The sequence below is a fragment of the Pseudomonas sp. JC1203 genome (assembly GCF_056175065.1).
In genome coordinates, this window is record NZ_JBWCAM010000010.1 from 132,877 (window position 1) to 157,542 (window position 24,666).

Consider the following 24,666-nt stretch of genomic DNA (forward strand, 5'->3'; position numbering starts at 1 on the left):
ACTGTATTGCTTGTCAGCCTGAGCGCCATGATGCAACCTTGCCATATGCGCCCGGACCCTGGGGGTTTTACCCGCCCGCGCGCGACCAGCACTCTTGAAGCGAGCTCTCCATGAAAAGCCAACCCGATGCCGCCAGCCGTACGGCGGCCGAGGTAGTGACGCAATTACCGGTGCCTTCGCGCCTCGGTATGCTGCGTTTCGAACGGCTGAATGAGGCCAACTGGGCTCTGCTGTTCCTGGACCCCAACTGCGAGCGCCAATTCGGCCTGCCCGCAGCCGAGCTGTGCGCGCTGGTTGGCTCGCCCTACGCCAGCCTCATGGAGCCCGAAGCTCGCTATCAACTGCACGACGCCATCCAGCTGCAGCTCACCACCCGCGCCCATTACCTGGTGCGCTATACCCTGCATACCTCTGCCGGGCCGCTGGCGCTGCTGGAAGTGGGCGAACCGTACAAGCAGCACAACCGGCAGCTGCTGCGCGGCTACCTGCTGGTGGTCGACGACCTGCTGGGCGAGCTGCTGCCGGGCCAGGGCGACCTGGAAACCCAGAACAACCGCCTGCAAATTGCCCTGGAGCTGAACCAGCGCGCCCAGCAAGAGCAACTGCAGCACCTGGAGCGCGTGCGCGCCCAGCAAGACCTCATCCTGCGCCTGGCACGCCAACGCTACAGCACCAACAACCCGCTGCTCGAAGCCGGCCAGCTGATTACCCGCAGCGCCTGCGAGATCTACGGCATTTCCGGCGCCCGCCTGTGGAACCTGGCAGGTCAGCGCCTGGAGCCCATCGCCGCCTACGACGCGGCCAGCGGCGAGTACCGCCACCCAGACGCCATCGATATCAGCCAGTACCCAAATTACCTGGAAGCCCTGCACACCAGCCGCGCCGTGGACGTCAACGACACCGCCAGTGACCCCCGCACCCTGGAGATGGCCGCCCACCTGCAGGCCCAGGGTATCAATGCGATCCTCGATGCCAGCATTCGCATCGACGGCCAGGTGGTAGGCGTACTGTGCCTTGACCAGACCGGCGAGACGCGCCCCTGGCAGTCCGACGAAATCGCCTTTGCCGGCGAGTTGGCCGACCAGTTCGCCCAGGTGATCAACAACCACAACCGCCGCACCGCCACCAGCGCCCTGCACCTGTTCCAGCGCGCCGTGGAACAGAGCGCCAACGCCTTCCTGCTGGTGAATTGCGACGGTGTGGTGGAGTACGTGAACCCCAGCTTCACGGCCATTACCCAGTACAGCACCGAGGAAGTCCACGGCCAGCGCCTGTCGCAGTTGCCGGCCCTGGAGAACCTCAGCGAAATCCTCTTCGACGCCCCCGGCAGCCTGGCCAACAGCAACAGCTGGCAAGGCGAGTTCAAGAGCCGCCGCAAGAACCTGGAACCCTACTGGGGCCAGCTGTCGATTTCCAAGGTGTACGGCGACAACCGCGAGTTGACGCATTACATCGGCATCTACGAAGACATCACCCAGAGCAAGCTGGCCCAGCAGCGCATCGAGCGCCTGGCCTACACCGACAACCTCACCAGCCTGGGCAACCGCCCGGCGTTCATCCGCAACCTGGATGAACGCTTCGCCCGTGACAGCGACACGCCCATCAGCCTGCTGCTGGTGGACATCGACAACTTCAAGCGCATCAACGACAGCCTCGGCCACCAGACCGGTGACAAGCTGCTGATCAGCCTGGCCCGGCGCCTGCGCAACAGCTTGAGCCCCAGCGGCAGCCTGGCGCGTTTCGCCAGCAACGAATTTGCCGTGCTGCTGGACGACACCGACCTGGAAGCCGGCCAGCAGACCGCCGCACAAGTGCTCAAGACCCTCGACAAGCCGATGTTCGTCGACAACCAGCTGATCAACGTCACCGGCTCCGTGGGCCTGGCCTGCGCGCCACTGCACGGCCGCGACCCGCAAACCCTGATGAAGAATGCCGGCCTGGCGCTGCACAAGGCCAAGGCCAACGGCAAGCACCAGGTGCAGGTGTTCACCGAGGCGCTGAACGCCGAGGCCAGCTACAAGCTGTTCGTGGAAAACAACCTGCGCCGCGCCCTTACCCAGAACGAGCTGGAAGTGTTCTACCAACCCAAGCTGTGCCTGCGCACCGGCCGGCTGCTGGGCATGGAGGCGTTGCTGCGCTGGAACCACCCGGAAAAGGGCATGATCCGCCCGGACCAGTTCATCAGCGTGGCCGAGGAAACCGGCCTGATCATTCCGATCGGCAAGTGGATCGCGCGCCAGGCGTGCCGCATGACCAACACCCTGATCGCCGCCGGCATGGGCCGCCTGCAGGTGGCCATCAACCTGTCACCCAAGCAGTTCTCCGACCCGGACCTGGTGGCATCCATCGCCCATATTCTCAAGGAAGAAGAACTGGACCCGGCGCTGCTGGAACTGGAACTTACCGAAGGCTTGCTGCTGGAAGCCACCGACGACACCCACCAACAGCTGGAACAGCTGAAGGCGCTGGGCCTGACCCTGGCCATGGACGACTTCGGCACCGGCTATTCGTCGCTCAGCTACCTGAAGAAATTCCCGATCGACATTCTCAAGATCGACCGCAGCTTCATCCATGAAATCCCCGACAACCAGGACGACATGGAGATCACCTCGGCGGTGATCGCCATGGCCCACAACCTCAAGCTCAAGGTAGTGGCCGAAGGTATCGAGACTGCCGAGCAGCTGAACTTCCTGCGACGCCACCGCTGCGACGTCGGCCAGGGCTACCTGTTCGACCGACCTATCCCCAGCCATGAGCTGCTGCGCCGCCTGAAGCGCTACCCGCGCGGCCCAATGGCCTGACATCGGCGCCACTCTCGGGCAAACTACCGGGCTATCAATAGATGACCACCCAGGTTATCCACACCTGCCTTCAGGGGAATGGGACATGGTTCTGCGCTCGGAGATTCTTGTGAACAAAAACGTCTTGCCCACCGCCGCCCAGGCCCTGCCTGGCCGCGAAACCGCCATGAGCGTACCTGCCGAGCACTTCGTCAACGGCCGGCCACTGACCGGGCCGTTCCCGGAGGGCATGGAAGTGGCCATTCTGGGCATGGGCTGCTTCTGGGGCGCCGAGCGCCTGCTGTGGCAACAGCCAGGCGTGTACACCACCGCCGTGGGCTACGCCGGCGGCATGACGCCCAACCCTACTTACGAAGAAACCTGCTCGGGCCTGACCGGCCACAGCGAAGTGGTGCTGGTGGTGTTCGACCCCAAGCAAACCAGCTTCGAGGCGTTGCTGAAGCCGTACTGGGAATCCCACAACCCCACCCAGGGCATGCGCCAGGGCGGCGACATCGGCACCCAGTACCGTTCGGTGATCTTCGCCACCACGCCGGGGCAATTGGCGGCGGCCGAGGCCAGCAAGGCGGCGTATCAAGAGGAACTGACGAAGGCCGGCGAAGGTGAGATCACCACTGAAATCGCCGAAGCGCCGACCTTCTACTACGCCGAGGCGTACCACCAGCAATACCTGGCCAAGAACCCCGAGGGCTACTGCGGCCTGGGCGGTACCGGCGTATGCATGCCGCCTTGGTTGAACCGCTGATAGCCTGACGCCGCCTGCGGCAGCTGCTACGGGACTTTCTGTAGCAGCGGCCGCAAGGCCGCGTCACAGGCGCCGCCGCATCACTCGGCGATCAGCCAGTCCATCTGCCAGCTGCCCTTGGTCTGGCCCAGCTTCTCGGCCAGCCACGGCAGCAGCTCACGCAGTTCCTCTTCCAGGCCCCACGGCGGGTTGGCGATGGCCAGGCCCGAACCGTTCAGGCTTTGCGGCGTGTCCACCGGGTGCACCAGCAGCTCCACGCGCAACAGCTTTGGCGCGCCGCTGCCGGCCAGGTCCTGGTAGAAGCGCTTTAGCGCGCGCTGGTCCTTCACCGGGTACCAGATGGCCGCCACGGTCTGGCGCATGCGCCCTACCGCTTCCTTCAGCGCCTTGGCGCAGCGCTGCATTTCGTCCAACTGCTCGAACGGCGGGTCGATGAGCATTACCGCGCGCTTCTCCGGCGCTGGCAGCAAGGCACGCGGCACATGCCAACCCTCGCCCAGGTGCACGGCCACGCGGCGGTCGCCCTTCATGTTCTCTTTCAGCAACACGCCATCGGCCGGGTGCTTCTCGTTGAGCTGCACACGGTCTTGCGGGCGGGTCAGGCGGCGGGCCACCTCGGGCGAACCCGGGTAGTATCGCAGCTCGCCATCGGGGTTCATGTCGCGCACCAGGCCCATGTAGTCGGCGGTCAGCGCCGGCAGGTCATCGGCCTGCCACAGGCGGGCGATGCCTTCCAGGAACTCGCCGGTGCGGCTGGCCTGGTCGCCGCGCAGGTCATACAGACCAATGCCGGCGTGGGTGTCCAGGTAGGCGAAGGGCTGCTCCTTGCGCGACATCAGCGCAAGCAGGCGGCTCAATACCAGGTGTTTGAAGACGTCGGCGTGGTTGCCGGCGTGATAGGCGTGACGATAGTTCATGGCAACTCCTGCAAGGCCGGGGAGTTTACCTCGGCGCGGCCCCGCAACCCAAGGCTGCAGGGCCGCGATCCGATCATTTGCCGGCGTGGTAGGCGGCGCTGGAGGCGTCGAAACGGTCACGCACCGCCAGCGACGGCGCCTTGCCCGCCAGGCTCACCAGCCAGATGGCCAGGCTGGCGAAGGCAAAACCGGGAATGATCTCGTACAGCGGCAGCGGGCTGAACTGCTTCCACAGCACCACCGTCGCCGCACCGACAACAATGCCAGCCAGCGCCCCGTTGCGGGTCATGCCCCGCCACAGCACCGACAGCAGCACCACCGGCCCGAACGCTGCGCCGAAGCCGGCCCAGGCATAGCTGACCAGCCCCAGCACGCGGTTTTCCGGGTTGGCCGCCATGGCAATCGCCACCAGCGCCACCAACAACACCATGCCGCGACCCACCCACACCAGCTCGCGCTGGCCGGCGGCCTTGCGCAGGAAGGCTTTGTAGAAGTCCTCGGTCAGGGCGCTGGAGCACACCAGCAGTTGGCAGCTCAGGGTGCTCATCACCGCTGCCAGGATGGCCGACAGCAGCACGCCCGCCACCCAGGGGTTGAACAGTAGCTTCGCCAGCTCGATGAACACCCGCTCATGGTTGTCGCTGACCGGCCCGGCCACCTCCGGGTGCGCCGCGAAATAGGCGATGCCGAAGAAGCCCACGGCTACGGTGCCACCCAGGCACAGGATCATCCAGGCCATGGAGATGCGCCGGGCTTTGGCGATGGACTTCACCGAGTCCGCCGCCATGAAGCGCGCCAGGATGTGCGGCTGGCCGAAATAGCCCAGGCCCCAGCCCAGCAGCGAGACGATGCCGATGAAGCTGGTGCCGCGCAGCATGTCGAAATGCGCCGGGTCCTGGGCCGCGATGGCCAGAAAAGTGGTGTCCACCCCGCCGGTGGCCAGCACCACGACGATGGGCGTGAGGATCAGCGCGAAGATCATCAGCGTCGCCTGCACGGTGTCGGTCCAGCTTACCGCCAGGAAACCCCCGACGAAGGTGTAGGCGATGGTCGCCGCCGCGCCCGCCCACAAGGCGGTTTCATAGCTCATGCCGAAGGTGCTTTCGAACAGCCGCGCGCCAGCGACGATGCCCGAGGCGCAGTAGATGGTGAAGAACATCAAAATCACCACCGCCGAGATCACCCGCAGCAGCCCGCTACGGTCCTCGAAACGGCTGGCGAAGTAGTCCGGCAGGGTCAGTGCGTCGCCGCAGTGCTCGGTCTGCACCCGCAAGCGGCCGGCCACGAACAGCCAGTTGAGATAGGCGCCGACGATCAGGCCAATGGCGATCCAGCTTTCCGACAGCCCCGACAGGTACACGGCACCGGGCAGGCCCATCAACAGCCAGCCGCTCATGTCCGAGGCCCCGGCCGACAACGCGGTGACCACGCTGCCCAGGCTGCGGCCACCCAAAATATAGTCGGAGAGGTTGTTGGTGGCGCGGTAGGCCATGAAGCCGATCAGCACCATGGCCGCGATGTAGATCACGAAAGTGATCAAGGTGGGGTTGCTCACACCCATGGGGGAAACTTCCTTTTAGTTATTTTTGTGTCGCAACCACCGGGTTGCACCTTTTTGCACGAAGGCCGATGCCCCGGGAAAGGGTTGCACCACCGAAGTGCATTTTGGTGCGATCAGCGGACAGGGCGCAACCGATATGGCCTGCAAGTTGCACCTTGTTACACAACAGCCGGCTCCAGGCGGCACAGCTGCTGTTCTGCTTCCTTTGGGAGCATCCCAGGGGCGCCGCGCACTGCCGTTGTGCAGATTTGCCACACAAAAAAAGCAAGCCGATGACAGGTGCAACTTTTCATCCAAATACGGGTTGCACCTAGTTGCACCCGACCGTGAGCAACGGCTAATCTTGCCGCCGGCTTTATTGCCACACCTACGTGGCCTTGATGAGGACAAGAAATTGGCGACGACCACCCTGGGGGTCAAACTTGACGACCCTACCCGCGAGCGACTGAAATCAGCTGCGCAGTCCATCGACCGCACTCCGCACTGGTTGATCAAGCAGGCGATTTTCAATTACCTGGAAAAGCTCGAGGGTGGCGCCACCCTGCCTGAACTCAACGGCCAGCCACACTCGGCCAACGACGACGCCGGCGACCTGCACAGCGACCACGCCCACCAGTGCTTCCTGGAGTTTGCCGAAAGCATCCTGCCGCAATCGGTACTGCGTGCGGCCATCACCGGCGCCTACCGCCGCCCCGAGCCGGAAGTGGTGCCCATGCTGCTGGAGCAGGCCCGCCTGCCCGCAGCCATGGCCGAGGCCACCAACAAGCTGGCTGCCGGCATCGCCGAAAAACTGCGCAACCAGAAGAGCGCCGGCGGCCGTGCCGGTATCGTCCAAGGCCTGCTGCAGGAATTCTCCCTGAGCTCCCAGGAAGGCGTGGCCCTGATGTGCCTGGCCGAAGCGCTGCTGCGCATTCCCGACAAGGGCACCCGCGACGCTCTGATCCGCGACAAGATCAGCAACGGCAACTGGCAGCCGCACCTGGGCAACAGCCCCTCGCTGTTCGTCAACGCGGCCACCTGGGGGCTGCTGCTGACCGGCAAGCTGGTATCGACCCACAACGAGGCCGGCCTGACTTCGTCCCTGAGCCGCATCATCGGCAAGAGCGGCGAGCCGATGATCCGCAAGGGCGTCGACATGGCCATGCGCCTGATGGGCGAGCAGTTCGTCACCGGCGAAACCATCGCCGAAGCGCTGGCCAACGCCAGCAAGTTCGAAGCCAAGGGCTTCCGCTATTCCTACGACATGCTGGGTGAGGCTGCGCTCACCGAGCACGACGCGCAGAAGTACCTGGCGTCCTACGAGCAGGCCATCCACTCCATCGGCAAGGCCTCCCACGGCCGTGGCATCTATGAAGGCCCGGGCATCTCCATCAAGCTGTCGGCGCTGCACCCGCGCTACAGCCGCGCCCAGTACGAGCGCGTGATGGACGAGCTGTACCCACGCCTGCTGTCGCTGACCCTGCTGGCCAAGCAATATGACATCGGCCTGAACATCGACGCCGAGGAAGCCGACCGCCTGGAGCTGTCCCTGGACCTGCTCGAGCGCCTGTGCTTCGAACCGCAACTGACTGGCTGGAACGGCATCGGCTTCGTTATCCAGGCCTACCAGAAGCGTTGCCCGTACGTGATCGACTACGTCATCGACCTGGCGCGCCGCAGCCGCCACCGCCTGATGATCCGCCTGGTGAAGGGCGCCTACTGGGACAGCGAGATCAAGCGCGCCCAAGTGGAAGGCCTGGAAGGCTACCCGGTGTACACCCGCAAGGTTTACACCGACGTTTCCTACATCGCCTGCGCACGCAAGCTGCTGTCGGTGCCGGAAGTCATCTACCCGCAGTTCGCCACGCACAACGCCCACACGCTGTCGGCCATCTACCACATCGCCGGTCAGAACTATTACCCCGGCCAATACGAGTTCCAGTGCCTGCACGGCATGGGCGAACCGCTGTACGAACAGGTTGTAGGCAAGGTCGCCGACGGCAAGCTGAACCGTCCGTGCCGCGTGTACGCACCCGTGGGTACCCACGAAACGCTGCTGGCCTACCTGGTGCGCCGCCTGCTGGAAAACGGCGCCAACACCTCGTTCGTCAACCGCATTGCCGACACCTCCATTTCCATCCAGGAACTGGTGTCCGACCCGGTCAGCGACATCGAACGCATGGCTACCCAGGAAGGCAGCGCCGGCCTGCCGCACCCACGCATTCCATTGCCGCGTGACCTGTACGGCAGCGAACGCGCCAACTCGGCCGGCATCGACATGGCCAACGAACACCGCCTGGCCTCGCTGTCGTGCGCACTGCTGAGCACCGCCCACAACGACTGGAAAGCCGCGCCCATGCTGGGTTGCGACGCCAGCACCGAAGTGGCCCAGGCCGTGCTGAACCCCTCCGACCACCGCGACGTGGTCGGCCATGTGCAGGAAGCCACCGTTGCCGACGTCGACAACGCCATTCTCTGCGCCATGAGCAACGGCCCGATCTGGCAGGCCACCCCGCCCGCCGAGCGCGCCGCCATCCTGGAACGCGCCGCCGACCTGATGGAAGCCGAGATCCAGCCGCTGATGGGCCTGCTGGCCCGCGAAGCCGGCAAGACCTTCGCCAACGCCATCGCCGAAGTGCGCGAGGCCGTGGACTTCCTGCGCTACTACGCAGTGCAGGCCCGTAACGACTTCAGCAACGACGCCCACCGCCCGCTGGGCCCGGTGGTGTGCATCAGCCCGTGGAACTTCCCGCTGGCGATCTTCACCGGCCAGGTGGCCGCCGCACTGGCCGCCGGCAACCCGGTACTGGCCAAGCCGGCCGAACAGACCCCGCTGGTGGCGGCCCAGGCCGTGCGGCTGCTGCTGGAAGCCGGCATTCCCGAGGGCGTGGTGCAACTGCTGCCAGGCCGCGGTGAAACCGTGGGCGCGCGCCTGGTAGGCGACGAGCGCGTGAAAGGCGTGATGTTCACCGGTTCCACCGAGGTGGCGCGCCTGCTGCAACGCAACATCGCCGGGCGCCTGGACAGCCAGGGCCGGCCTATCCCGCTGATCGCCGAGACCGGGGGCCAGAACGCGATGATCGTCGACTCCTCGGCGCTCACCGAACAGGTGGTCATCGACGTGGTGTCGTCGGCCTTCGACTCCGCCGGCCAGCGCTGCTCGGCACTGCGCGTGCTGTGCCTGCAGGAAGACTCAGCCGACCGCGTGATCGAAATGCTCAAGGGTGCCATGGCCGAATCGCGCCTGGGCAACCCCGAGCGCCTGTCCGTGGACATTGGCCCGGTAATCGACGCCGAAGCCAAGGCCGGCATCGAGAAGCACATCCAGGGCATGCGCGACAAAGGCCGCGCCGTGTACCAGGTGGCCATCGCCGACGGCGAGGAAGTGAAGCGCGGCACCTTCGTGATGCCAACGCTGATCGAGCTGGAAAGCTTCGACGAATTGCAACGCGAGATCTTCGGCCCGGTGCTGCACGTGGTGCGCTACAGCCGCAAGAACCTCGACCAGCTGATCGAGCAGATCAACGCTTCCGGCTACGGCCTGACGCTGGGCGTGCACACCCGCATCGACGAAACCATCGCCAAGGTGATCGACAACGTCAACGCCGGTAACGTCTACGTCAACCGCAACATCGTCGGCGCCGTGGTGGGCGTGCAGCCGTTCGGCGGCGAAGGCCTGTCGGGCACCGGCCCGAAAGCCGGCGGCCCGCTGTACCTGTACCGCCTGCTGTCCACCCGCCCGGAAGACGCCATCGAGCACACCTTCAAGCGTGCCGACAGCGGCAGCGCCCCTGACGTGCGCCTGCGCGACGCCTTGGGCAAGCCGCTGCAAGCCCTGAAAACCTGGGCCGAAAGCAACCAGCAAGCGGACCTGGCCGCCCTGTGCGCCCAGTTCGCCCAACAGTCGCAAAGCGGCATCACCCGCCAACTGGCCGGCCCTACCGGCGAGCGCAACAGCTACAGCATCCTGCCGCGCGAGCACGTCCTGTGCCTGGCCGACCAGGAAGCCGACCTGCTGGTGCAACTGGCCGCCGCCCTGGCCGTGGGCAGCACCGCCGTGTGGCCGGAAGGCGAGATCGCCAAACCGCTGCGCGCCCGCCTGCCCAAGGAAGTGCAAGCGCGCATCCAACTGGTGCCGGAGTGGACCAAGGATGAAGTGGCGTTCGACGCCGTCATCCACCACGGCGACTCCGACCAGCTGCGCGCGGTGTGCCAGCAAGTGGCCAAGCGTGCCGGCGCCATCGTTGGTGTGCAGGGCCTGTCCCATGGCGAGAGCAACATTGCCCTGGAGCGGTTGGTGATCGAACGTGCATTGAGCGTGAACACCGCTGCGGCGGGGGGGAATGCCAGTTTGATGACCATCGGCTGATTGCCACTCAAAAAAAGGCGCCTACCCAGGCGCCTTTTTTTCGCCTGCGTTCCATCATCACCACCATCTATCTTGCTGTTCCCGCCCCCGCCCCGCTTCTACACTCGGCGCATCAAATAAAAGGATGCCGCCATGTCCGAGACCCTCCTCAGCGCCCGCAACCTGGCTTTCGAGCTGTACGAAGTGCTGGACGCCGAAAGCCTCACCCAGCGCGAACGCTTCGCCGAGCACAATCGCGAAACCTTCGACGCCGCGATCAATACGGCGCGCAGCATCGCCGAGAAGTACTTCGCGCCGCACAACCGCAAGGCCGACGAGAACGAACCGCGCTATGAAAACGGCGCTGCGGTGCTGATTCCGGAAGTGAAACCCGCAGTGGATGCCTTCCTGCAGGCCGGCTTCCTCAACGCCGCGCGCGCGTTCGAGGACGGCGGCATGCAGCTGCCGACCTTGCTGTCGCAAGCCTGCTTCGCGCATTTCCAGGCCGCCAACGCTGGCAGCACCTCGTACCCGTTCCTGACCATGGGCGCGGCCAACCTGATCGAGAGCTTTGGCAGCGACGAGCAGAAACGCCGCTTCCTGCAACCGATGATCGAGGGGCGCTTCTTCGGCACCATGGCGCTCACCGAGCCGCACGCCGGCTCGTCGCTGTCGGACATTCGTACCCGTGCAGAGCCTGCCGGCGATGGCAGCTACCGCCTGAAGGGCAACAAGATCTTCATTTCCGGCGGCGATCACCCGCTGTCCGAGAACATCGTGCACCTGGTGTTGGCCAAGCTGCCGGACGCGCCGCCGGGGGTGAAGGGCATTTCGCTGTTCATCGTGCCCAAGTTCCTGGTCAACGACGACGGCAGCCTGGGCCCGCGCAACGACGTGCTGCTGGCCGGGCTGTTCCACAAGATGGGCTGGCGCGGCACCACTTCGACGGCGCTGAACTTCGGCGATAACGGCAACTGCGTCGGCTACCTGGTGGGTAAGCCGCACCAGGGCCTGGGCTACATGTTCCAGATGATGAACGAGGCGCGCATCGGCGTCGGCATGGGCGCAGTGATGCTGGGCTACGCCGGCTACCTGTACTCCCTGGACTATGCGCGCGAACGGCCCCAGGGCCGCCTGCCGGATGCCAAGGACCCGACCACCGCGCCGGTGGCCATCATCAACCACGCCGACGTGCGGCGCATGCTGCTGACCCAGAAAGCCTACGTGGAAGGCGCCTTCGACCTGGGCCTGTACGCCGCGCGGCTGTTCGATGACACCCTGACCGGGGAGACCGAAGAGGTGCGCCGCCAGGCCCACGAACTGCTGGACCTGCTGACCCCCATCGTCAAATCCTGGCCGTCGGAGTTCTGCCTGAAGGCCAACGAACTGGCCATCCAGATTCTCGGCGGTCACGGCTACACCCGCGAGTACCCGGTAGAGCAGTATTACCGCGACAACCGCCTGAACCCCATCCACGAAGGCACCCATGGCATCCAGTCACTGGATTTGCTGGGCCGCAAACTGGCGCAGAACGGCGGCGCCGGTCTCAAGCAACTGATGCGTTTGATCAGCAATACCTGCGAGCGCGCCCAGGCGCATGCTTCGCTGAGTGCCCTGCGCCAGCCACTGGAAACCATGCTGACCGCGCTGCAAGGGGTAACCCTGGGGCTTCTGGGCGACCTGGCCAAGGGGCAGGTCACCGGCACCCTGGCGAATTCGGCGCTGTACTTGAAAGTGTTCGGCCATACGGTGATTGGCTGGCGCTGGCTGGAGCAGGCGATTCGCGCGCAGGAAGGGCTAGACCAAGGCAACGCTGCAGACCGTGAGTTCTATCAGGGCAAGTTGCAGGCAGCGCGGTATTTCCTGACGTGGGAGCTGCCGGCGTGCCATCACGACCTGCATTTGCTGCAGAGCCGGGACGATACTTGCCTGGGGATGGCCGACAGCTGGTTTTAGCCGCGTGATCGATGACGCAGCCTTCGGCAGCTGCTACGGGGCCGCGTGCTCGGTTGTCTGCATCGCGACTAAAGTCGGCTCCTACGCCGTCCGTGGTAGGAGCCGGCCTTGGCCGCGATGCAGGCGACGCGATCGACGAGGTACACGGGGCCGCGTCATGGCCGCTGAAATGCGAACCTTTTTGACATAGGTACAATTGCACAGGTTAGAATCCCTTGGCACGCAGCCTGCATGATGCAGGCTGTTTCGCCATATCAGTTTTAGGGAGTACTGCCTTTGAATGCGACGACCATCAACAGCCTGTTCTTGATCGGCGCGTTGCTGGTAGGTGCTAGCATTCTGGTCAGTTCCCTCTCCTCCCGCCTGGGCATCCCTATTCTGGTGATTATCCTGGCGGTAGGCATGACCGCCGGCGTCGACGGCGGCGGCATCATTTTCGACAACTACCCCACGGCCTACCTCGTCGGCAACCTGGCCTTGGCCGTGATCCTGCTGGACGGCGGCCTGCGCACGCGGGTGGCAAGTTTCCGCGTGGCCCTGTGGCCGGCGTTGTCGCTGGCCACGGTGGGGGTGCTGATTACCACCGGCCTGACCGGCATGATGGCCGCCTGGCTGTTCAACCTGAACATCATCCAGGGCCTGCTGATCGGCGCCATCGTCGGGTCCACCGACGCCGCAGCCGTGTTTTCGCTGCTGGGCGGCAAGGGCCTGAACGAACGGGTAACGGCGAGCCTGGAGATCGAATCGGGCAGCAACGACCCCATGGCGGTGTTCCTCACCGTGACCCTGATCGACATGCTGGCCAGCCACCAGACCGGCCTGCACTGGAGCCTGCTGGGCCACCTGGTGCAGGAATTCGGCATCGGCGCCGTTATCGGCCTGGGCGGCGGCTGGGTGATGCTGCAGCTGGTGAACCGCATCAACCTGGCTGGCGGCCTGTACCCCATCCTGGTGGTCGCTGGCGGCCTGGTGGTGTTTGCGCTGACCAACGCCCTGCACGGCAGCGGCTTCCTGGCGGTGTACCTGTGCGGCCTGGTGATGGGCAACAAGCCTATCCGCAGCCGCCACGGCATCCTGCATATGCTGGACGGCATGGCCTGGCTGGCGCAGATCGGCATGTTCCTGGTGCTGGGCCTGCTGGTCACGCCCCACGACCTGCTGCCCATCGCCCTGCCGGCCCTGGCGCTGGCGCTGGGCATGATCCTGGTGGCGCGGCCGCTGTCGGTATTCGTCGGCCTGCTGCCGTTCAAGGCCTTCCACGGCCGCGAGAAAGCCTTCATTTCCTGGGTAGGCCTGCGCGGCGCGGTGCCGATCATTCTGGCGGTGTTCCCGCTGATGGCCGGCCTGCCCGAGGCGCAGCTGTACTTCAACCTGGCGTTCTTCATCGTGCTGGTATCGCTGCTGGTGCAGGGCACCAGCCTGCCGTGGGTGGCCAAGCTGTTGAAGGTGACCGTGCCGCCGGACCCGGCGCCCATTTCCCGCTCGGCGCTGGAGGTGCACGTCACCAGCGAATGGGAGCTGTTCGTCTACAAGCTGGGCGCCGAGAAATGGTGCATCGGCTCGCCCCTGCGCGAGCTGAAAATGCCCGAAGGTACCCGCATCGCGGCCCTTTTCAGGGGCCAGGAACTGCTCCATCCGTCGGGTAGTACGGTATTGGAAGTGGATGATTTGCTGTGTGTAATTGGCCATGAACACAATTTGCCAGCACTCGGAAAGCTGTTCAGCCAGGCCCCGCAACGGGGCCTGGATTTGCGCTTCTTCGGCGACTTCGTGCTCGAAGGGGACGCAGAACTGGGGCCTGTAGCCGCGTTGTACGGTTTGCAGCTGGACGGCCAGGACCCGCAAACGCCGCTCAGCCAGTTCATCATGCAGAAGGTTGGCGGCGCGCCAGTAGTGGGCGACCACGTGGTGTGGAACAACACAATCTGGACCGTGGCCGTGATGGACGGGAACAAGATCCAGAAAGTGGGCGTCAAACTGCCCGAAGGAAGTGCACCGGGCCCCGGACTCTTCCTCTAAACTGCCATTCTCTTCCGAGCTGTAAACGACTTTTCGACTATGCCCTCACTGCGCTCATTTTTCTCCGCAGCCCTGCTTGGGCTGTGTCTGACTGTCACCGCCGTTCATGCGGCCGACCCACCCACCAGCGAATCGGTGCAGCAAAGCATCGACAAGATCGCCGACCGCAAGCTGTCCGACGCCGACCAGAAAGCCCTGCAACAGGTACTGGAACAGACCCTGACGTTTCTTTCCAACCGCGACGACAGCAATAACCAGCTGCCCGCGCTTAAGAAACAGCTCACCGAAGCCCCGCAGGTGATCGGCGAGAACCAGCGCGAGCTGACCAAGCTCAAGGCCACCAAGGTGATCCCGGTCGCCCAGCGCTACGCCAACCTGTCGGTGCCGCAGCTGGAACAACTGCTCAACGACCGCGGCGCCCAGCAGGGCGACCTGCAGAAGCAGCTGACCGAAGCCAACAGCCTGGCCATCACCGCCCAGACCCGCCCGGAGCGGGCGCAGACGGAAATCAGCAACAGCCAGGCGCGCATCACCCAGATCAACGGCATCCTCAAGGCCGGCAAGGACAACGGCAAGGTGGTGTCCGCCGACCAACGCAACCAGCTGCTGGCCGAGCAGGCCGCGCTGAACGCCTTGATTGCCCTGCGCCGCCAGGAGCTGGCCGGCAACACCCTGCTGCAAGACCTGGGCAACAGCCAGCATGACCTGGTGTTCGAGAAAATCGCGCGCATCAGCCAGGAAATCCAGGACCTGCAGTCGCTGATCAACGAAAAGCGCCTGGCGCAGTCGCAAGAGACCGTGACGCAGCAGTCCATCGAAGCGCAGAAGGCCGGCGGCAGCAGCGTGTTGGCCACGGAGAGCGCCACCAACCTGAAGCTGTCCGACTACCTGCTGAAAAGCACCGACCGCCTCAACGACCTGACCCAGCAGAACCTGCACACCCAACAGCAGCTGGACAGCCTGACGCAAAGCGACCAGGCGCTGGACGAGCAGATCAACGTTCTCAAGGGCAGCCTGCTGCTGTCCAAGATTCTCTATAAACAGAAGCAAGCGCTGCCGCACCTGAAGGTGGACCGCAACCTGGCGGACGAGATCGCCGATATCCGCCTGTACCAGTTCGAGGTCAACCAGCAGCGCGAAGCCCTGAGCAGCCCCACCGCCTACGTCGATGGCCTGATCGCCGCGCAGCCGCCCGAACAGGTCACCCCGCAACTGCGCAAGCAGCTGCTGGACCTGGCGGTTACCCGCAGCGACCTGCTGGAGCGCCTGAACCGCGAGCTGAGCGCCCTGCTCAACGAGTCCATCACCCTGCAGCTGAACCAGAAACAGCTGCTGAGCACCGCCCTGAGCCTGCGTGCCACCCTCGACGAGCAGATGTTCTGGATCCCCAGCAACAAGCCGCTGGACCCCGACTGGCTGGAGGGCGCGCCGTCGCACCTGAGCAAGCAGCTGACCACCCTGCCCTGGGCGTCCAGCCTCAGCGAATTGGCCGACGGCCTGGTGCAGCGGCCGCTGTTCTTCGTGCCGCTGTTGCTGCTGATAGGCGTGCTGCTGTGGCGCCGCAGCTACCTGCACAACCGCCTCAACCGCGTGCACAAGGACATTGGCCACTTCAAGCGTGACAGCCAGTGGCACACCCCCCAGGCGTTGCTGGTCAACGTGTTGCTGGCGATTCCCGTGGGGCTGGGCCTGGCGCTGTGCGGCCTGGCCCTGCAAATAGACGCCCGCGGCCAGAACGCCAGCCTGGGTTCGGCACTGCTGCAAATGGCCCAGGCCTGGCTGGTGTTCTACACCGCCTACCGGATACTGGCGCCCGGCGGCGTGGCCGAGGTGCACTTCCGCTGGCAGAAGCCGCAAGTGGAATTCCTGCGCAACTGGATCCGCCGCCTGGGCATCGTGGTCATGGCCCTGGTGGCCGTGGTGGCGGTGGCCGAGCTGCAGCCTTCGGCGCTGGCCGACGATGTCATCGGCATTGTCGTGGTACTGACCTGCTACGCGCTGATGGCCTGGCTGCTGAGCCGGCTGCTGATCAGCAGCCCCACCCACGGCAACACCTCGCTGTTCCGCAAGCTGGTGGGCGTGGCCTTCACCGCGCTGCCGGTGGCGCTGTTCATGGCGGTGTGTTTCGGCTACTACTACACCGCACTGAAGCTCACCGACCGGCTGATCGACACCCTGTACCTGCTGATGCTGTGGCTGGTGATCGAAGCCGCCTTCGTGCGCGGCCTCAGCGTGGCGGCACGGCGCCTGGCGTACCAGCGCGCGTTGAGCAAACGCCAGGCCGCCAAGGAAAGCGGCGATGGCGAAATTCCCATCGAAGAGCCGACCCTGGACATCGAACAGGTCAACCAGCAGTCCCTGCGCCTGATTCGCCTGGCACTGATGGGCGTGTTCATCGCCGGGCTGTACTGGGTGTGGTCGGACCTGATCAGCGTGTTCGCCTACCTGGACAACATCACCCTGTACGAATACACCAGCGGCACCGGCGCCACCATGAGCATGGTGCCCATCAGCCTGGGCGACCTGCTGGGGGCGTTGATCATCGTCGGCATCACCGTGGCGCTGGCGGGCAACTTGCCGGGCCTGCTGGAAGTGCTGGTGCTGTCGCGGCTGAACCTGGCCCAGGGCAGCGCCTACGCCACCACAACGCTTTTGTCCTACGTGATCATCGGCATCGGTTTCGTTTCGTCGCTGTCCACCCTGGGCGTGAGCTGGGACAAGCTGCAGTGGCTGGTGGCGGCGCTGTCGGTAGGCCTGGGTTTCGGCATGCAGGAGATCTTCGCCAACTTCATCTCCGGCATCATGATCCTGTTCGAACGCCCGGTGCGCATCGGCGACACCATCACCATCGGCAGCCTGTCGGGCACGGTGAGCAAGATCCGCATCCGCGCCACCACCATCACCGACTTCGACCGCAAGGACATCATTGTCCCGAACAAGACGTTCATCACCGGGCAACTGATCAACTGGTCGCTGACCGACACCATTACCCGCGTCACCCTGAAACTGGGCGTGGACTACGGCTCGGACCTGGACCTGGTGCGCGCCCTGCTGCTCAAGGGCGCCCAGGAAAACCCACGGGTGCTCAAGGAACCGGCGCCCAGCGTGTACTTCCTCAACTTCGGCGAAAGCACCCTGGACCACGAGCTGCGCATGCACGTGCGTGACCTGGGCGACCGCAACCCGGTGCTGGACGAAATGAACCGCTACATCAACCGCGAGTTCAAGAAGAACAACATCAACATCTCGTTCCGGCAGATGGAGGTGTACCTGAAGAACACCCAGGGCCAGGAATTCAGGATGGTGCCGGTGGAGAAGGTCGACGAGCAGCTGCTGCCCAACGTGCAGCAACAGCCCAGAACCCGGCCAGAGCCGCCCGACACTCATCTGGACTGACTGGACGCAGCGGCCATCCCCCAGCAGAATGCTCGGACATTCTGCTGGAGATGGCCGTTGAAAGCCCTCGACGAACTGACCTTCGATAACCGCTTCGCCCGCCTGGGCGATGCGTTCTCAACCTCGGTACTGCCCGACCCCCTCGACAACCCGCGCCTGGTGGTGGCAAGCGATGCGGCCATGGCGCTGCTCGACCTGGACCCTACCGAGGCCCACTCCCCCACCTTTGCCCAGCTGTTCGGCGGCCACAAGCTGTGGGCCGAGGCCGACCCGCGGGCGATGGTGTATTCGGGGCATCAGTTCGGCGGCTACAGCCCGCGCCTGGGCGATGGCCGCGGCCTGCTGCTGGGCGAGGTGTACAACGACGCCGGCCAGCACTGGGACCTGCACCTCAAGGGCGCCGGCCTGACGCCGTACTCGCGCATGGGCGACGGCCGCGCGGTGCTGCGCTCGTCGATCCGTGAATTCCTCGCCAGCGAAGCGCTGCATGCCCTGGGCATTCCCAGCAGCCGCGCGCTGTGCGTGATCGGCTCCGACACCCCGGTGTGGCGCGAAACCCAGGAGCGCGGCGCCATGCTGCTGCGCCTGGCGCCCAGCCACATACGCTTCGGCCATTTCGAATATTTCTACTACACCAAGCAGCCCGAGCAGGCCAAGGTGCTGGGCGAGCACGTGCTGGCCATGCACTTCCCCGAGTGCCTGGAACAGCCCGAGCCCTACCTGGCCATGTTCCGCAGCGTGCTTGAGCGCAACGCCGAGCTGATCGCCAAGTGGCAGGCCTACGGCTTCTGCCACGGGGTAATGAACACCGACAACATGTCGATCCTGGGCATCACCTTCGACTTCGGCCCGTTCGCCTTCCTCGATGATTTCGACGCCAACTTCATCTGCAACCACTCCGATGACCAAGGCCGCTACAGCTTCAGCAACCAGGTGCCCGTCGCCCACTGGAACCTCAGCGCGCTGGCCCAGGCGCTGACGCCGTTCATCAGCGTCGAGGCCCTGCGCGAGACCCTGGACATGTTCCTGCCGCTGTACGAGGCCCACTACCTGGACCTGATGCGCCGCCGCCTGGGCTTCACCCGCGCCGAAGACGGCGACAAGGCCATGGTCGAAAGCCTGCTGCGGTTGATGCAGAACAGCGGCGTGGACTACAACCTGTTCTTCCGCCGCCTGGGCGACCAGCCCGCAGCGGCCGCCGTGGCCGTGCTGCGCGACGACTTCGTCGACCGCGAGGGCTTCGACCAGTGGGCTGCCGGTTACCTGGAACGCACCGCCCGCGACGGCGACGACGCCGGGCGTACCGCGCGCATGCACGCGGTGAACCCGCTGTACGTGCTGCGCAACTACCTGGCGCAGAAAGCCATCGACGCTGCCCAGCAAGGTGATTACGAAGAAGTGCGCCGGCTGCACCAGGTGCTGACCCGGCCGTTCGACGCGCAGGAAGGCATGGACGCCTACGCCCAGCGGCCACCGGAGTGGGGCAAGCACCTCGAAATCAGTTGCTCCTCGTGACCGACCACACGCCCGTAGCAGCTGCCGCAGGCTGCGTCCGGCGGTGCTGCTGACGCGGCCTTCGGCCGCTGCTACAGGATTCGCTTACCGGTAGAATCAGCAAAACTGCCAAACCTGGAGCCACCATGTCCGAACCCCTGGTCATCCCCTGCCCGCACTGCAACGGCCTCAACCGCATACCCGCCGAACGCCTGGGCGACTCGCCCAAGTGCGGGCGCTGCAAGGGTGAGGTCATCCTGGCCACGCCGTTCGATCTTGCCCAAGGCGACTACGCCAGCCAGATCAAGGGCGACCTGCCGCTGTTGGTGGACGTGTGGGCGGAATGGTGCGGGCCATGCAAATCCTTCGCGCCGATCTTCCAGCAGGCCGCCGGCCAACTGAGCGGCCGCTGCCGCTTGGCCAAGCTCGACAGCGAGGCCAACCAGCAACTGGCCGGGCAATTGAACATTCGTTCGATCCCCAGCCTGCTGCTGTTCAAGAACGGCCGCGAAGTGGCGCGTCAGAGCGGCGCGTTCCCGTTGCCGCAATTGCTGGCATGGCTCAACAGCCAGGGTATCTAATGGCCAGAAATGCGTGACGCTCGCCCCCTGAAGTTGGGGGGCGATGAAAAGAATCCAGAATTCAAGGTAATGATCGATCCTGGCTTGATTTCAACCACCACCTCTTCAAGTGTCCCCTGTACGTGACGGTGTTCCAGGTCGAAAACTTCTAATCGAACAAATCCGCTTCGTACCGGAGCAGGCAGCGGATCCCCGCCCGGAAACACGATATTCAAGTACACCGGCAGGCCGCCGGGGTGGCTCAGCGAATAGTCGCCGGGCACGCAACCACGTGCGAAAAACAGCTGGAAAACCTGCACCTTACTTGCTTCGCTCCCCGCATTGAACCAAATGAAGCCTGTAGGGGGATCGGTAATGTACAGCACGCTATTGGGCAGCTCGAGCTGTCCGCCAAAATGGCTCGACGTCAATTTTACAGTCGCAACGAGCTCGTCAGCTTTGTCTTTAATCATGTGGTCATGGGCCATGCTGCACCTCACATTGGTTTTGTGCGCTACCGGCTCGACAAACCTAACATGAGGACAGACTTGGGCAACTGTCAGAACTAACAGGTGCACTGCCGTTTCAAGCCGAGGTGTTGGCTTCCAGCAGCTGGTGCAGTTCGACGAACTGCTGGGTCAGCTTGTGCCGTGGGTCCAGGTGGATCAGCGGCATGCTGGCCTGGTGTGATTCGCGCATGCGCACCGAGCTTGTGAGGTACACCGGCAGCACCGGCAGGCCCTCGGCAATCAGCTCGTCGAGCAGTTGCTGGGGCAGGCTGGCGCGGGCCTGGAACTGGTTGACGACGATGCCTTCCACTTCCAGGTCTTCGTTGTGGTCGTCGCGCAGCTCGCCGATCTCGGCGATCAGACCGTACAGCGCCTGCCGGGAGAAGGTGTCGCAGTCGAACGGGATCAACACACGATCAGCGGCGATCAGCGCGGAAACCGCGTAGAAATTCAGCGCCGGCGGCGTGTCGATGTAGATACGGTCGTAGTCTTCGGCCAGCTCATCCAGCAGCTTTCGCAGCTTGTTGATCTTGTGCTTGGCTTCCAGCTTGGGCTGCAGGTCGGCCAGCTCCGCCGTGGCGGTGACCACGTGCAGGTTGTCGAAGGGCGTTTCGTAGATATCCACCGTGTTCTTCTTGGCGAACGGCCCGGAGGACAGGGTCTGCTTGAAGAAGTCGGCGATGCCCATGGGAATGTCTTCGCCCGTCAACCCGGTCAGGTAATGGGTCGAGTTGGCTTGTGCATCCAGGTCGATCAGCAGGGTGCGATAGCCCTCCTGGGCACTGACCGCCGCCAGGTTGCAGGCGATGCTCGATTTGCCAACGCCACCTTTCTGATTGAACACCACGCGCCGCATGGAAAACCTCCGTGTACCAGTGAATGCCCGAGTGTAGATGGCTTGGTGGCACGGCGACCAGCACCTTTGAACGGATATTCCCTGCGCCATGGCCATGGGGATGAATTGGCATCTCAGAAAGGTCCTACTGCCATTTCAGAAGCTGGTATGATCAGATTATGTAGCATTTAAGCTACATTTGAGCATGATCGATTTAACTCATTACGTTTCACCAAACGGGCAGGACCTGTACCAGCAATGGTTCAACCGGCTCAAAGACCCGATTGCAAAAGCGCGAATCGCAACCCGCCTCAACCGCCTCAGCCTAGGTTCCATCGGCGACTGCAAACCGGTTGGCCAAGGCGTGTGGGAGCTACGCATCGACCACGGTCCAGGTTATCGGGTGTACTACGCGCAGGTGCAAAAGCGATTGATTCTGCTATTGCTCGGCGCAGACAAGAGAAGGCAGCAGCAGGACATCGAGAAAGCACTCGACTGTTGGGCCGACTACCAGCGGAGAACACCATGAACCGAACCCGAAGCCATGATGAAAGCATCATTGAGCTGATTCGCAATGATCAAGAGTTCGCCGCCGAATACCTCAGATCGGCATTCGAAGAACTTGACCTGGACGGCGGCGAATCAGCGTTTTTAATCGCGTTACGCCACATCGTCGAGGCCAAAGGTGGCATGAAGGAAATTGCTGAGAAAGCCGGGCTATCCCGCGAAAGTCTTTACCGTGCCCTGTCCCCCGAAGGCAATCCGACCCTGCGCACTATGTGCAGGGTCGTCCACGCAGCCGGTATGAAGTTCGCGTCGATAGCGTGATTGTCAGAGCTGGAAGCGCCCCACCATGTTCTTCAGATCATGGGACAGGCCCGATAGCGACTGGCTGGCTTCGTCGATCTGGCCGGCGCCTTCCGAGGTCTGGATCGACAGGTCGCGGATGTTGACCAGGTTGCGGTCGATTTCGCGCGCCACCTGGGCCTGCTCTTCCGAGGCGCTGGCGATGACCATGTTGCGCTCGTGAATCAGCGAGATCGCCGCAGCGATTTCGTCCAGGGCGGTGCCGGCGGTCTTGGCGGTGTCCAGGGTCGACAGCGCCTGGTCGTTGTTGGCCTGCATGGTCTCGACCACCTTGGCCGTGCCCTGCTGGATGGCCGCCACCATCTGTTCGATTTCCTGGGTGGAGGTTTGCGTGCGGCCGGCCAGGGCGCGTACTTCGTCGGCTACCACGGCAAAGCCACGGCCTGCCTCGCCAGCACGGGCGGCTTCGATGGCGGCGTTCAGTGCCAGCAGGTTGGTCTGTTCGGCCACGCCGCGAATCACGTCGAGGATCTTGCCGATGTCCTGAGAGTGGGCAGCCAGCTCCTTGACCTGTTCGGAGGCGTCTTCAACGCGCTCGCCCATGCGCTGGATGGCGATGATGGTGGTGTCGACGCGCTCGCGGCCCAGCTGGGCGGTGCGGGTAGAAGCACTGGAAGCGTCGGCGGTGGAGACGGCGTTGCGCGCCACTTCTTCCACGGCCGCAGTCATTTCGTTGACCGCGGTGGCGGCCTGCTGGATCTCGGCATTCTGGTTGTTCAGGTCGCCGGAGGTCTGGTTGGTGATGGCGGTCATTTCTTCCGACGCCGCCGCCAACTGGTGCGAAGAATCGCCGATCAGGCGCAGGGTGTCGGTCAGGCTGCTTTGCATGGCCACCAACGAGCGCAGCAGCGCCGCGGCTTCGTCCTCGCCCTCGACGTTGATGCGCCCGGTGAGGTCGCCCTTGGCGATACGGCCGGCGGCGGTCACCGCTTCTTCCAGCGGTTTGACGATGCTGCGGGTCAGCATCCAGGCCAGTACCACGGTCAGCAGGAAGACAATCGCCAGCACCACGATGGTGGTCTGCATGGCGGTCTCGTAGCGGTCCTTGGCGGCGGCGGTGTACAGGCCGGATTCCTGCAGGTTGATTTTCACCAGCTCGTTGAACAGGTTGCCGGTCTGGTCGGACAAGTCCTGGATGGGGCCGTTGAGCAACGCCAGCATGCCTTGGGTGTCGCCCTGGTCAGACAGCGCCTGGTAGCGCGACAGCTGCTCCTGATAGCGGCTTACCACGCTTTGCATCTGTGCGAACGCCGAACGGGCAGCGTCCGGCACGATCGGGGTGTAGCCCTGCAGCGCCTTGTCCAGCTCGCCGCGCAGGAAGGTCATGCGCTCCAGCGCCGGGCGCAGCTGCGCGGGGTCGCGGTTGAGCATCAGGCGGAACGTCAGCACGCGAATACCCAGGGAGTTGTCGCGAATGCTGCCCAGCCAACGGGTGCCGGCGTGGGACACGTCCTCGGTATGAATCACGGCTTCACGCATGTGCGTGATCTGGTTCATGGAGAAGATGCCAAAGCCCAGCATCAACAGGCTGATCAGGCCGAAACTGAGGAAGGCACGGGTCGAGATGCGCAGCTGACGGACGTTCATAGGGACTCCAGGGGGATAACTCGCCCTGAAGTCATCGGCCTGGGGTGCGACAACTTGAACGGACCATTTCGACCATTTATCAAGGGCTTGATTGCCGGGTCACAATGTCCACGAACGCCTTGGCCATGGCCGAGGTGTTGGCCTTGCGCTGCACCAGCCACACCGAGGTGATGGCCTCGGGGTCGAGCAGGGTGCGGTAGACCACACCTTCGATGCGCATGGACTGGTAAGAGGCCGGCAACACCGACACGCCCAGGCCGGCGGACACCAGGCCGATGATGGTCATGGCCTCGCCGGCCTCCTGGGCGAAGTGCGGGCTGAAGCCGGCCTGGGTCGCCAGGTTGATCAGTTGCGCATACAGGCCACTGCCGTAGCTGCGCGGGAAAAACACGAACGGCTCCTGCGCCAGGGCGTTCATGTACAGCCCCGCTTCGCTGCCCTGGGCTAGCGGGTGGTCGGCGTTGAGCACGGCCACCAGCGGTTCGCTGAACAGCTCGACCCAGGTCAGCGACTCCGGCAACGGCAGCGGGCGGATCAGGCCGACTTCGATGGTTTCATCCACCAGGGCTTCGGCCACGCCCACGCTGCTCATTTCTTCCAGGTTCAGGTGCACCGCCGGGAAGGCCTGGCGGAACGCGTAGATGGCCTTGGGAATGCCGGAGTTGAACGGTGCCGACGAGGTGAAGCCGATTTTCATCTCGCCCAGTTCGCCCAACTGCGCTCGGCGCGCCACGTTGGCAGCCTTGTCCACCTGCGCCAGCACCAGCCGCGCCTCTTCCAGGAACAGCCGCCCGGCCTCGCTGAGCGCCACCCGACGGTTGGTACGGTCGAACAGGCGGGCGCCCAGTTCCTGCTCCAGCGCCTGTATTTGCTGGCTAAGGGGTGGTTGCGAGATGCCCAGCGCCTCGGCGGCCCGGCCAAAATGCAGCTCTTCAGCCACGGCTATGAAGTAACGCAGGTGTCGCAGTTCCATGGCGGCCTCGAATAGGTCGTTAAAGCTATCAAATGGGTCGAACAATATATTGGAAAGAATAATTAGCCAGCTATATGCTTTTTCTCATTGCCACTTCTGCCGCACCTTTCGAGGCCCCG

Annotated in this window: 16 protein-coding genes and 1 pseudogene; 10 read left to right on the forward strand and 7 right to left on the reverse strand. The window is 64.2% G+C overall.

What is annotated here, in order from left to right; translation table 11 throughout:
- The first annotated feature begins 110 nt into the window (after nucleotides 1–110).
- Nucleotides 111–2,801, forward strand: coding sequence for a sensor domain-containing phosphodiesterase (locus AC0SZ7_RS16665; protein ID WP_475505406.1), 2,691 nt, complete (start codon nucleotides 111–113; stop codon nucleotides 2,799–2,801).
- A gap of 85 nt (nucleotides 2,802–2,886) precedes the next feature.
- A complete protein-coding gene (gene msrA, locus AC0SZ7_RS16670; RefSeq protein ID WP_475505407.1) occupies nucleotides 2,887–3,546 on the forward strand; it encodes a peptide-methionine (S)-S-oxide reductase MsrA in 660 nt (219 codons plus the stop codon).
- 80 nt (nucleotides 3,547–3,626) lie between these two features.
- Here msrA and AC0SZ7_RS16675 read toward each other — a convergent pair whose 3' ends face one another.
- Both AC0SZ7_RS16675 and putP read right to left on the reverse strand, forming a co-directional pair.
- Nucleotides 3,627–4,463 carry a 23S rRNA (adenine(2030)-N(6))-methyltransferase RlmJ gene (locus AC0SZ7_RS16675; protein ID WP_475505408.1) on the reverse strand — a complete coding sequence of 279 codons (837 nt, stop codon included), beginning with the start codon at nucleotides 4,461–4,463 and terminating at the stop codon, nucleotides 3,627–3,629.
- 73 nt (nucleotides 4,464–4,536) lie between these two features.
- Nucleotides 4,537–6,024, reverse strand: a complete 1,488-nt coding sequence (gene putP / locus AC0SZ7_RS16680) for a sodium/proline symporter PutP (protein WP_475505409.1) — start codon at nucleotides 6,022–6,024, stop codon at nucleotides 4,537–4,539.
- Nucleotides 6,025–6,418: 394 nt separating this feature from the next.
- On the opposite strand from putP, the gene putA reads away from it, so the two are divergent.
- From putA to trxC, 6 genes are all read left to right on the forward strand, one after another.
- Nucleotides 6,419–10,372 (forward strand): trifunctional transcriptional regulator/proline dehydrogenase/L-glutamate gamma-semialdehyde dehydrogenase, encoded by a 3,954-nt coding sequence (putA, locus tag AC0SZ7_RS16685; protein ID WP_475505410.1) that lies wholly within the window; start codon nucleotides 6,419–6,421, stop codon nucleotides 10,370–10,372.
- A gap of 132 nt (nucleotides 10,373–10,504) precedes the next feature.
- Nucleotides 10,505–12,307: an acyl-CoA dehydrogenase gene (locus tag AC0SZ7_RS16690; protein WP_475505411.1), complete on the forward strand. Its 1,803-nt coding sequence runs from the start codon at nucleotides 10,505–10,507 to the stop codon at nucleotides 12,305–12,307.
- Between the two features lie 276 nt (nucleotides 12,308–12,583).
- Complete coding sequence (locus tag AC0SZ7_RS16695; protein WP_475505412.1) at nucleotides 12,584–14,326, forward strand: potassium/proton antiporter; 1,743 nt, start codon at nucleotides 12,584–12,586, stop codon at nucleotides 14,324–14,326.
- A 39-nt stretch (nucleotides 14,327–14,365) separates the two neighbouring features.
- On the forward strand, nucleotides 14,366–17,722 hold the full coding sequence (gene mscK / locus AC0SZ7_RS16700; protein WP_475505413.1) for a mechanosensitive channel MscK: 3,357 nt from the start codon (nucleotides 14,366–14,368) through the stop codon (nucleotides 17,720–17,722).
- A 57-nt stretch (nucleotides 17,723–17,779) separates the two neighbouring features.
- A complete protein-coding gene (selO, locus tag AC0SZ7_RS16705; protein ID WP_475505414.1) occupies nucleotides 17,780–19,237 on the forward strand; it encodes a protein adenylyltransferase SelO in 1,458 nt (485 codons plus the stop codon).
- A gap of 125 nt (nucleotides 19,238–19,362) precedes the next feature.
- Entirely contained in the window at nucleotides 19,363–19,797 is a 435-nt protein-coding gene (trxC, locus tag AC0SZ7_RS16710; protein WP_475505415.1) for a thioredoxin TrxC, read from the forward strand.
- On the opposite strand, the gene AC0SZ7_RS16715 is transcribed toward trxC, so the two are convergent.
- A complete protein-coding gene (locus AC0SZ7_RS16715) occupies nucleotides 19,794–20,264 on the reverse strand; it encodes a hypothetical protein (protein ID WP_475505416.1) in 471 nt (156 codons plus the stop codon). The two genes, trxC and AC0SZ7_RS16715, sit on opposite strands and share 4 nt — an antisense overlap.
- Before the next feature lie 97 nt (nucleotides 20,265–20,361).
- A complete protein-coding gene (locus AC0SZ7_RS16720; protein WP_475505417.1) occupies nucleotides 20,362–21,141 on the reverse strand; it encodes a ParA family protein in 780 nt (259 codons plus the stop codon).
- A gap of 184 nt (nucleotides 21,142–21,325) precedes the next feature.
- On the opposite strand from AC0SZ7_RS16720, the gene AC0SZ7_RS16725 reads away from it, so the two are divergent.
- Nucleotides 21,326–21,649 (forward strand): type II toxin-antitoxin system RelE/ParE family toxin, encoded by a 324-nt coding sequence (locus AC0SZ7_RS16725; RefSeq protein WP_473005160.1) that lies wholly within the window; start codon nucleotides 21,326–21,328, stop codon nucleotides 21,647–21,649.
- Nucleotides 21,646–21,948 (forward strand): addiction module antidote protein, encoded by a 303-nt coding sequence (locus AC0SZ7_RS16730; RefSeq protein ID WP_473005159.1) that lies wholly within the window; start codon nucleotides 21,646–21,648, stop codon nucleotides 21,946–21,948. Before AC0SZ7_RS16725 ends, AC0SZ7_RS16730 begins: the two co-directional genes overlap by 4 nt.
- 3 nt (nucleotides 21,949–21,951) lie before the next feature.
- Here the strand turns inward: AC0SZ7_RS16730 and AC0SZ7_RS16735 are convergent, their stop codons facing one another.
- The 3 genes and pseudogenes from AC0SZ7_RS16735 to AC0SZ7_RS16745 form a co-directional block, all read right to left on the reverse strand.
- A complete protein-coding gene (locus AC0SZ7_RS16735; RefSeq protein WP_475505485.1) occupies nucleotides 21,952–22,815 on the reverse strand; it encodes a methyl-accepting chemotaxis protein in 864 nt (287 codons plus the stop codon).
- A pseudogene (locus tag AC0SZ7_RS16740) lies at nucleotides 22,810–23,574 on the reverse strand (MCP four helix bundle domain-containing protein); the annotation flags it as partial. The gene AC0SZ7_RS16735 and the pseudogene AC0SZ7_RS16740, both read right to left, overlap by 6 nt.
- A 79-nt stretch (nucleotides 23,575–23,653) precedes the next feature.
- Nucleotides 23,654–24,547, reverse strand: a complete 894-nt coding sequence (locus AC0SZ7_RS16745) for a LysR family transcriptional regulator (protein ID WP_475505418.1) — start codon at nucleotides 24,545–24,547, stop codon at nucleotides 23,654–23,656.
- Nucleotides 24,548–24,666: the final 119 nt, after the last annotated feature.

Excerpts from the sequence above, each read along its gene's own strand:
- AC0SZ7_RS16665 (WP_475505406.1), top strand. The coding sequence starts at position 111 with ATGAAAAGCCAACCCGATGCCGCCAGCCGTACGGCGGCCGAGGTAGTG.
- msrA (WP_475505407.1), top strand. The coding sequence starts at position 2,887 with ATGGTTCTGCGCTCGGAGATTCTTGTGAACAAAAACGTCTTGCCCACC.
- AC0SZ7_RS16675 (WP_475505408.1), bottom strand. The coding sequence starts at position 4,463 with ATGAACTATCGTCACGCCTATCACGCCGGCAACCACGCCGACGTCTTC.
- putP (WP_475505409.1), bottom strand. The coding sequence starts at position 6,024 with ATGGGTGTGAGCAACCCCACCTTGATCACTTTCGTGATCTACATCGCG.
- AC0SZ7_RS16690 (WP_475505411.1), top strand. The coding sequence starts at position 10,505 with ATGTCCGAGACCCTCCTCAGCGCCCGCAACCTGGCTTTCGAGCTGTAC.
- mscK (WP_475505413.1), top strand. The coding sequence starts at position 14,366 with ATGCCCTCACTGCGCTCATTTTTCTCCGCAGCCCTGCTTGGGCTGTGT.
- trxC (WP_475505415.1), top strand. The coding sequence starts at position 19,363 with ATGTCCGAACCCCTGGTCATCCCCTGCCCGCACTGCAACGGCCTCAAC.
- AC0SZ7_RS16715 (WP_475505416.1), bottom strand. The coding sequence starts at position 20,264 with ATGGCCCATGACCACATGATTAAAGACAAAGCTGACGAGCTCGTTGCG.
- AC0SZ7_RS16720 (WP_475505417.1), bottom strand. The coding sequence starts at position 21,141 with ATGCGGCGCGTGGTGTTCAATCAGAAAGGTGGCGTTGGCAAATCGAGC.
- AC0SZ7_RS16725 (WP_473005160.1), top strand. The coding sequence starts at position 21,326 with ATGATCGATTTAACTCATTACGTTTCACCAAACGGGCAGGACCTGTAC.
- AC0SZ7_RS16730 (WP_473005159.1), top strand. The coding sequence starts at position 21,646 with ATGAACCGAACCCGAAGCCATGATGAAAGCATCATTGAGCTGATTCGC.
- AC0SZ7_RS16735 (WP_475505485.1), bottom strand. The coding sequence starts at position 22,815 with ATGCAAAGCAGCCTGACCGACACCCTGCGCCTGATCGGCGATTCTTCG.
- AC0SZ7_RS16745 (WP_475505418.1), bottom strand. The coding sequence starts at position 24,547 with ATGGAACTGCGACACCTGCGTTACTTCATAGCCGTGGCTGAAGAGCTG.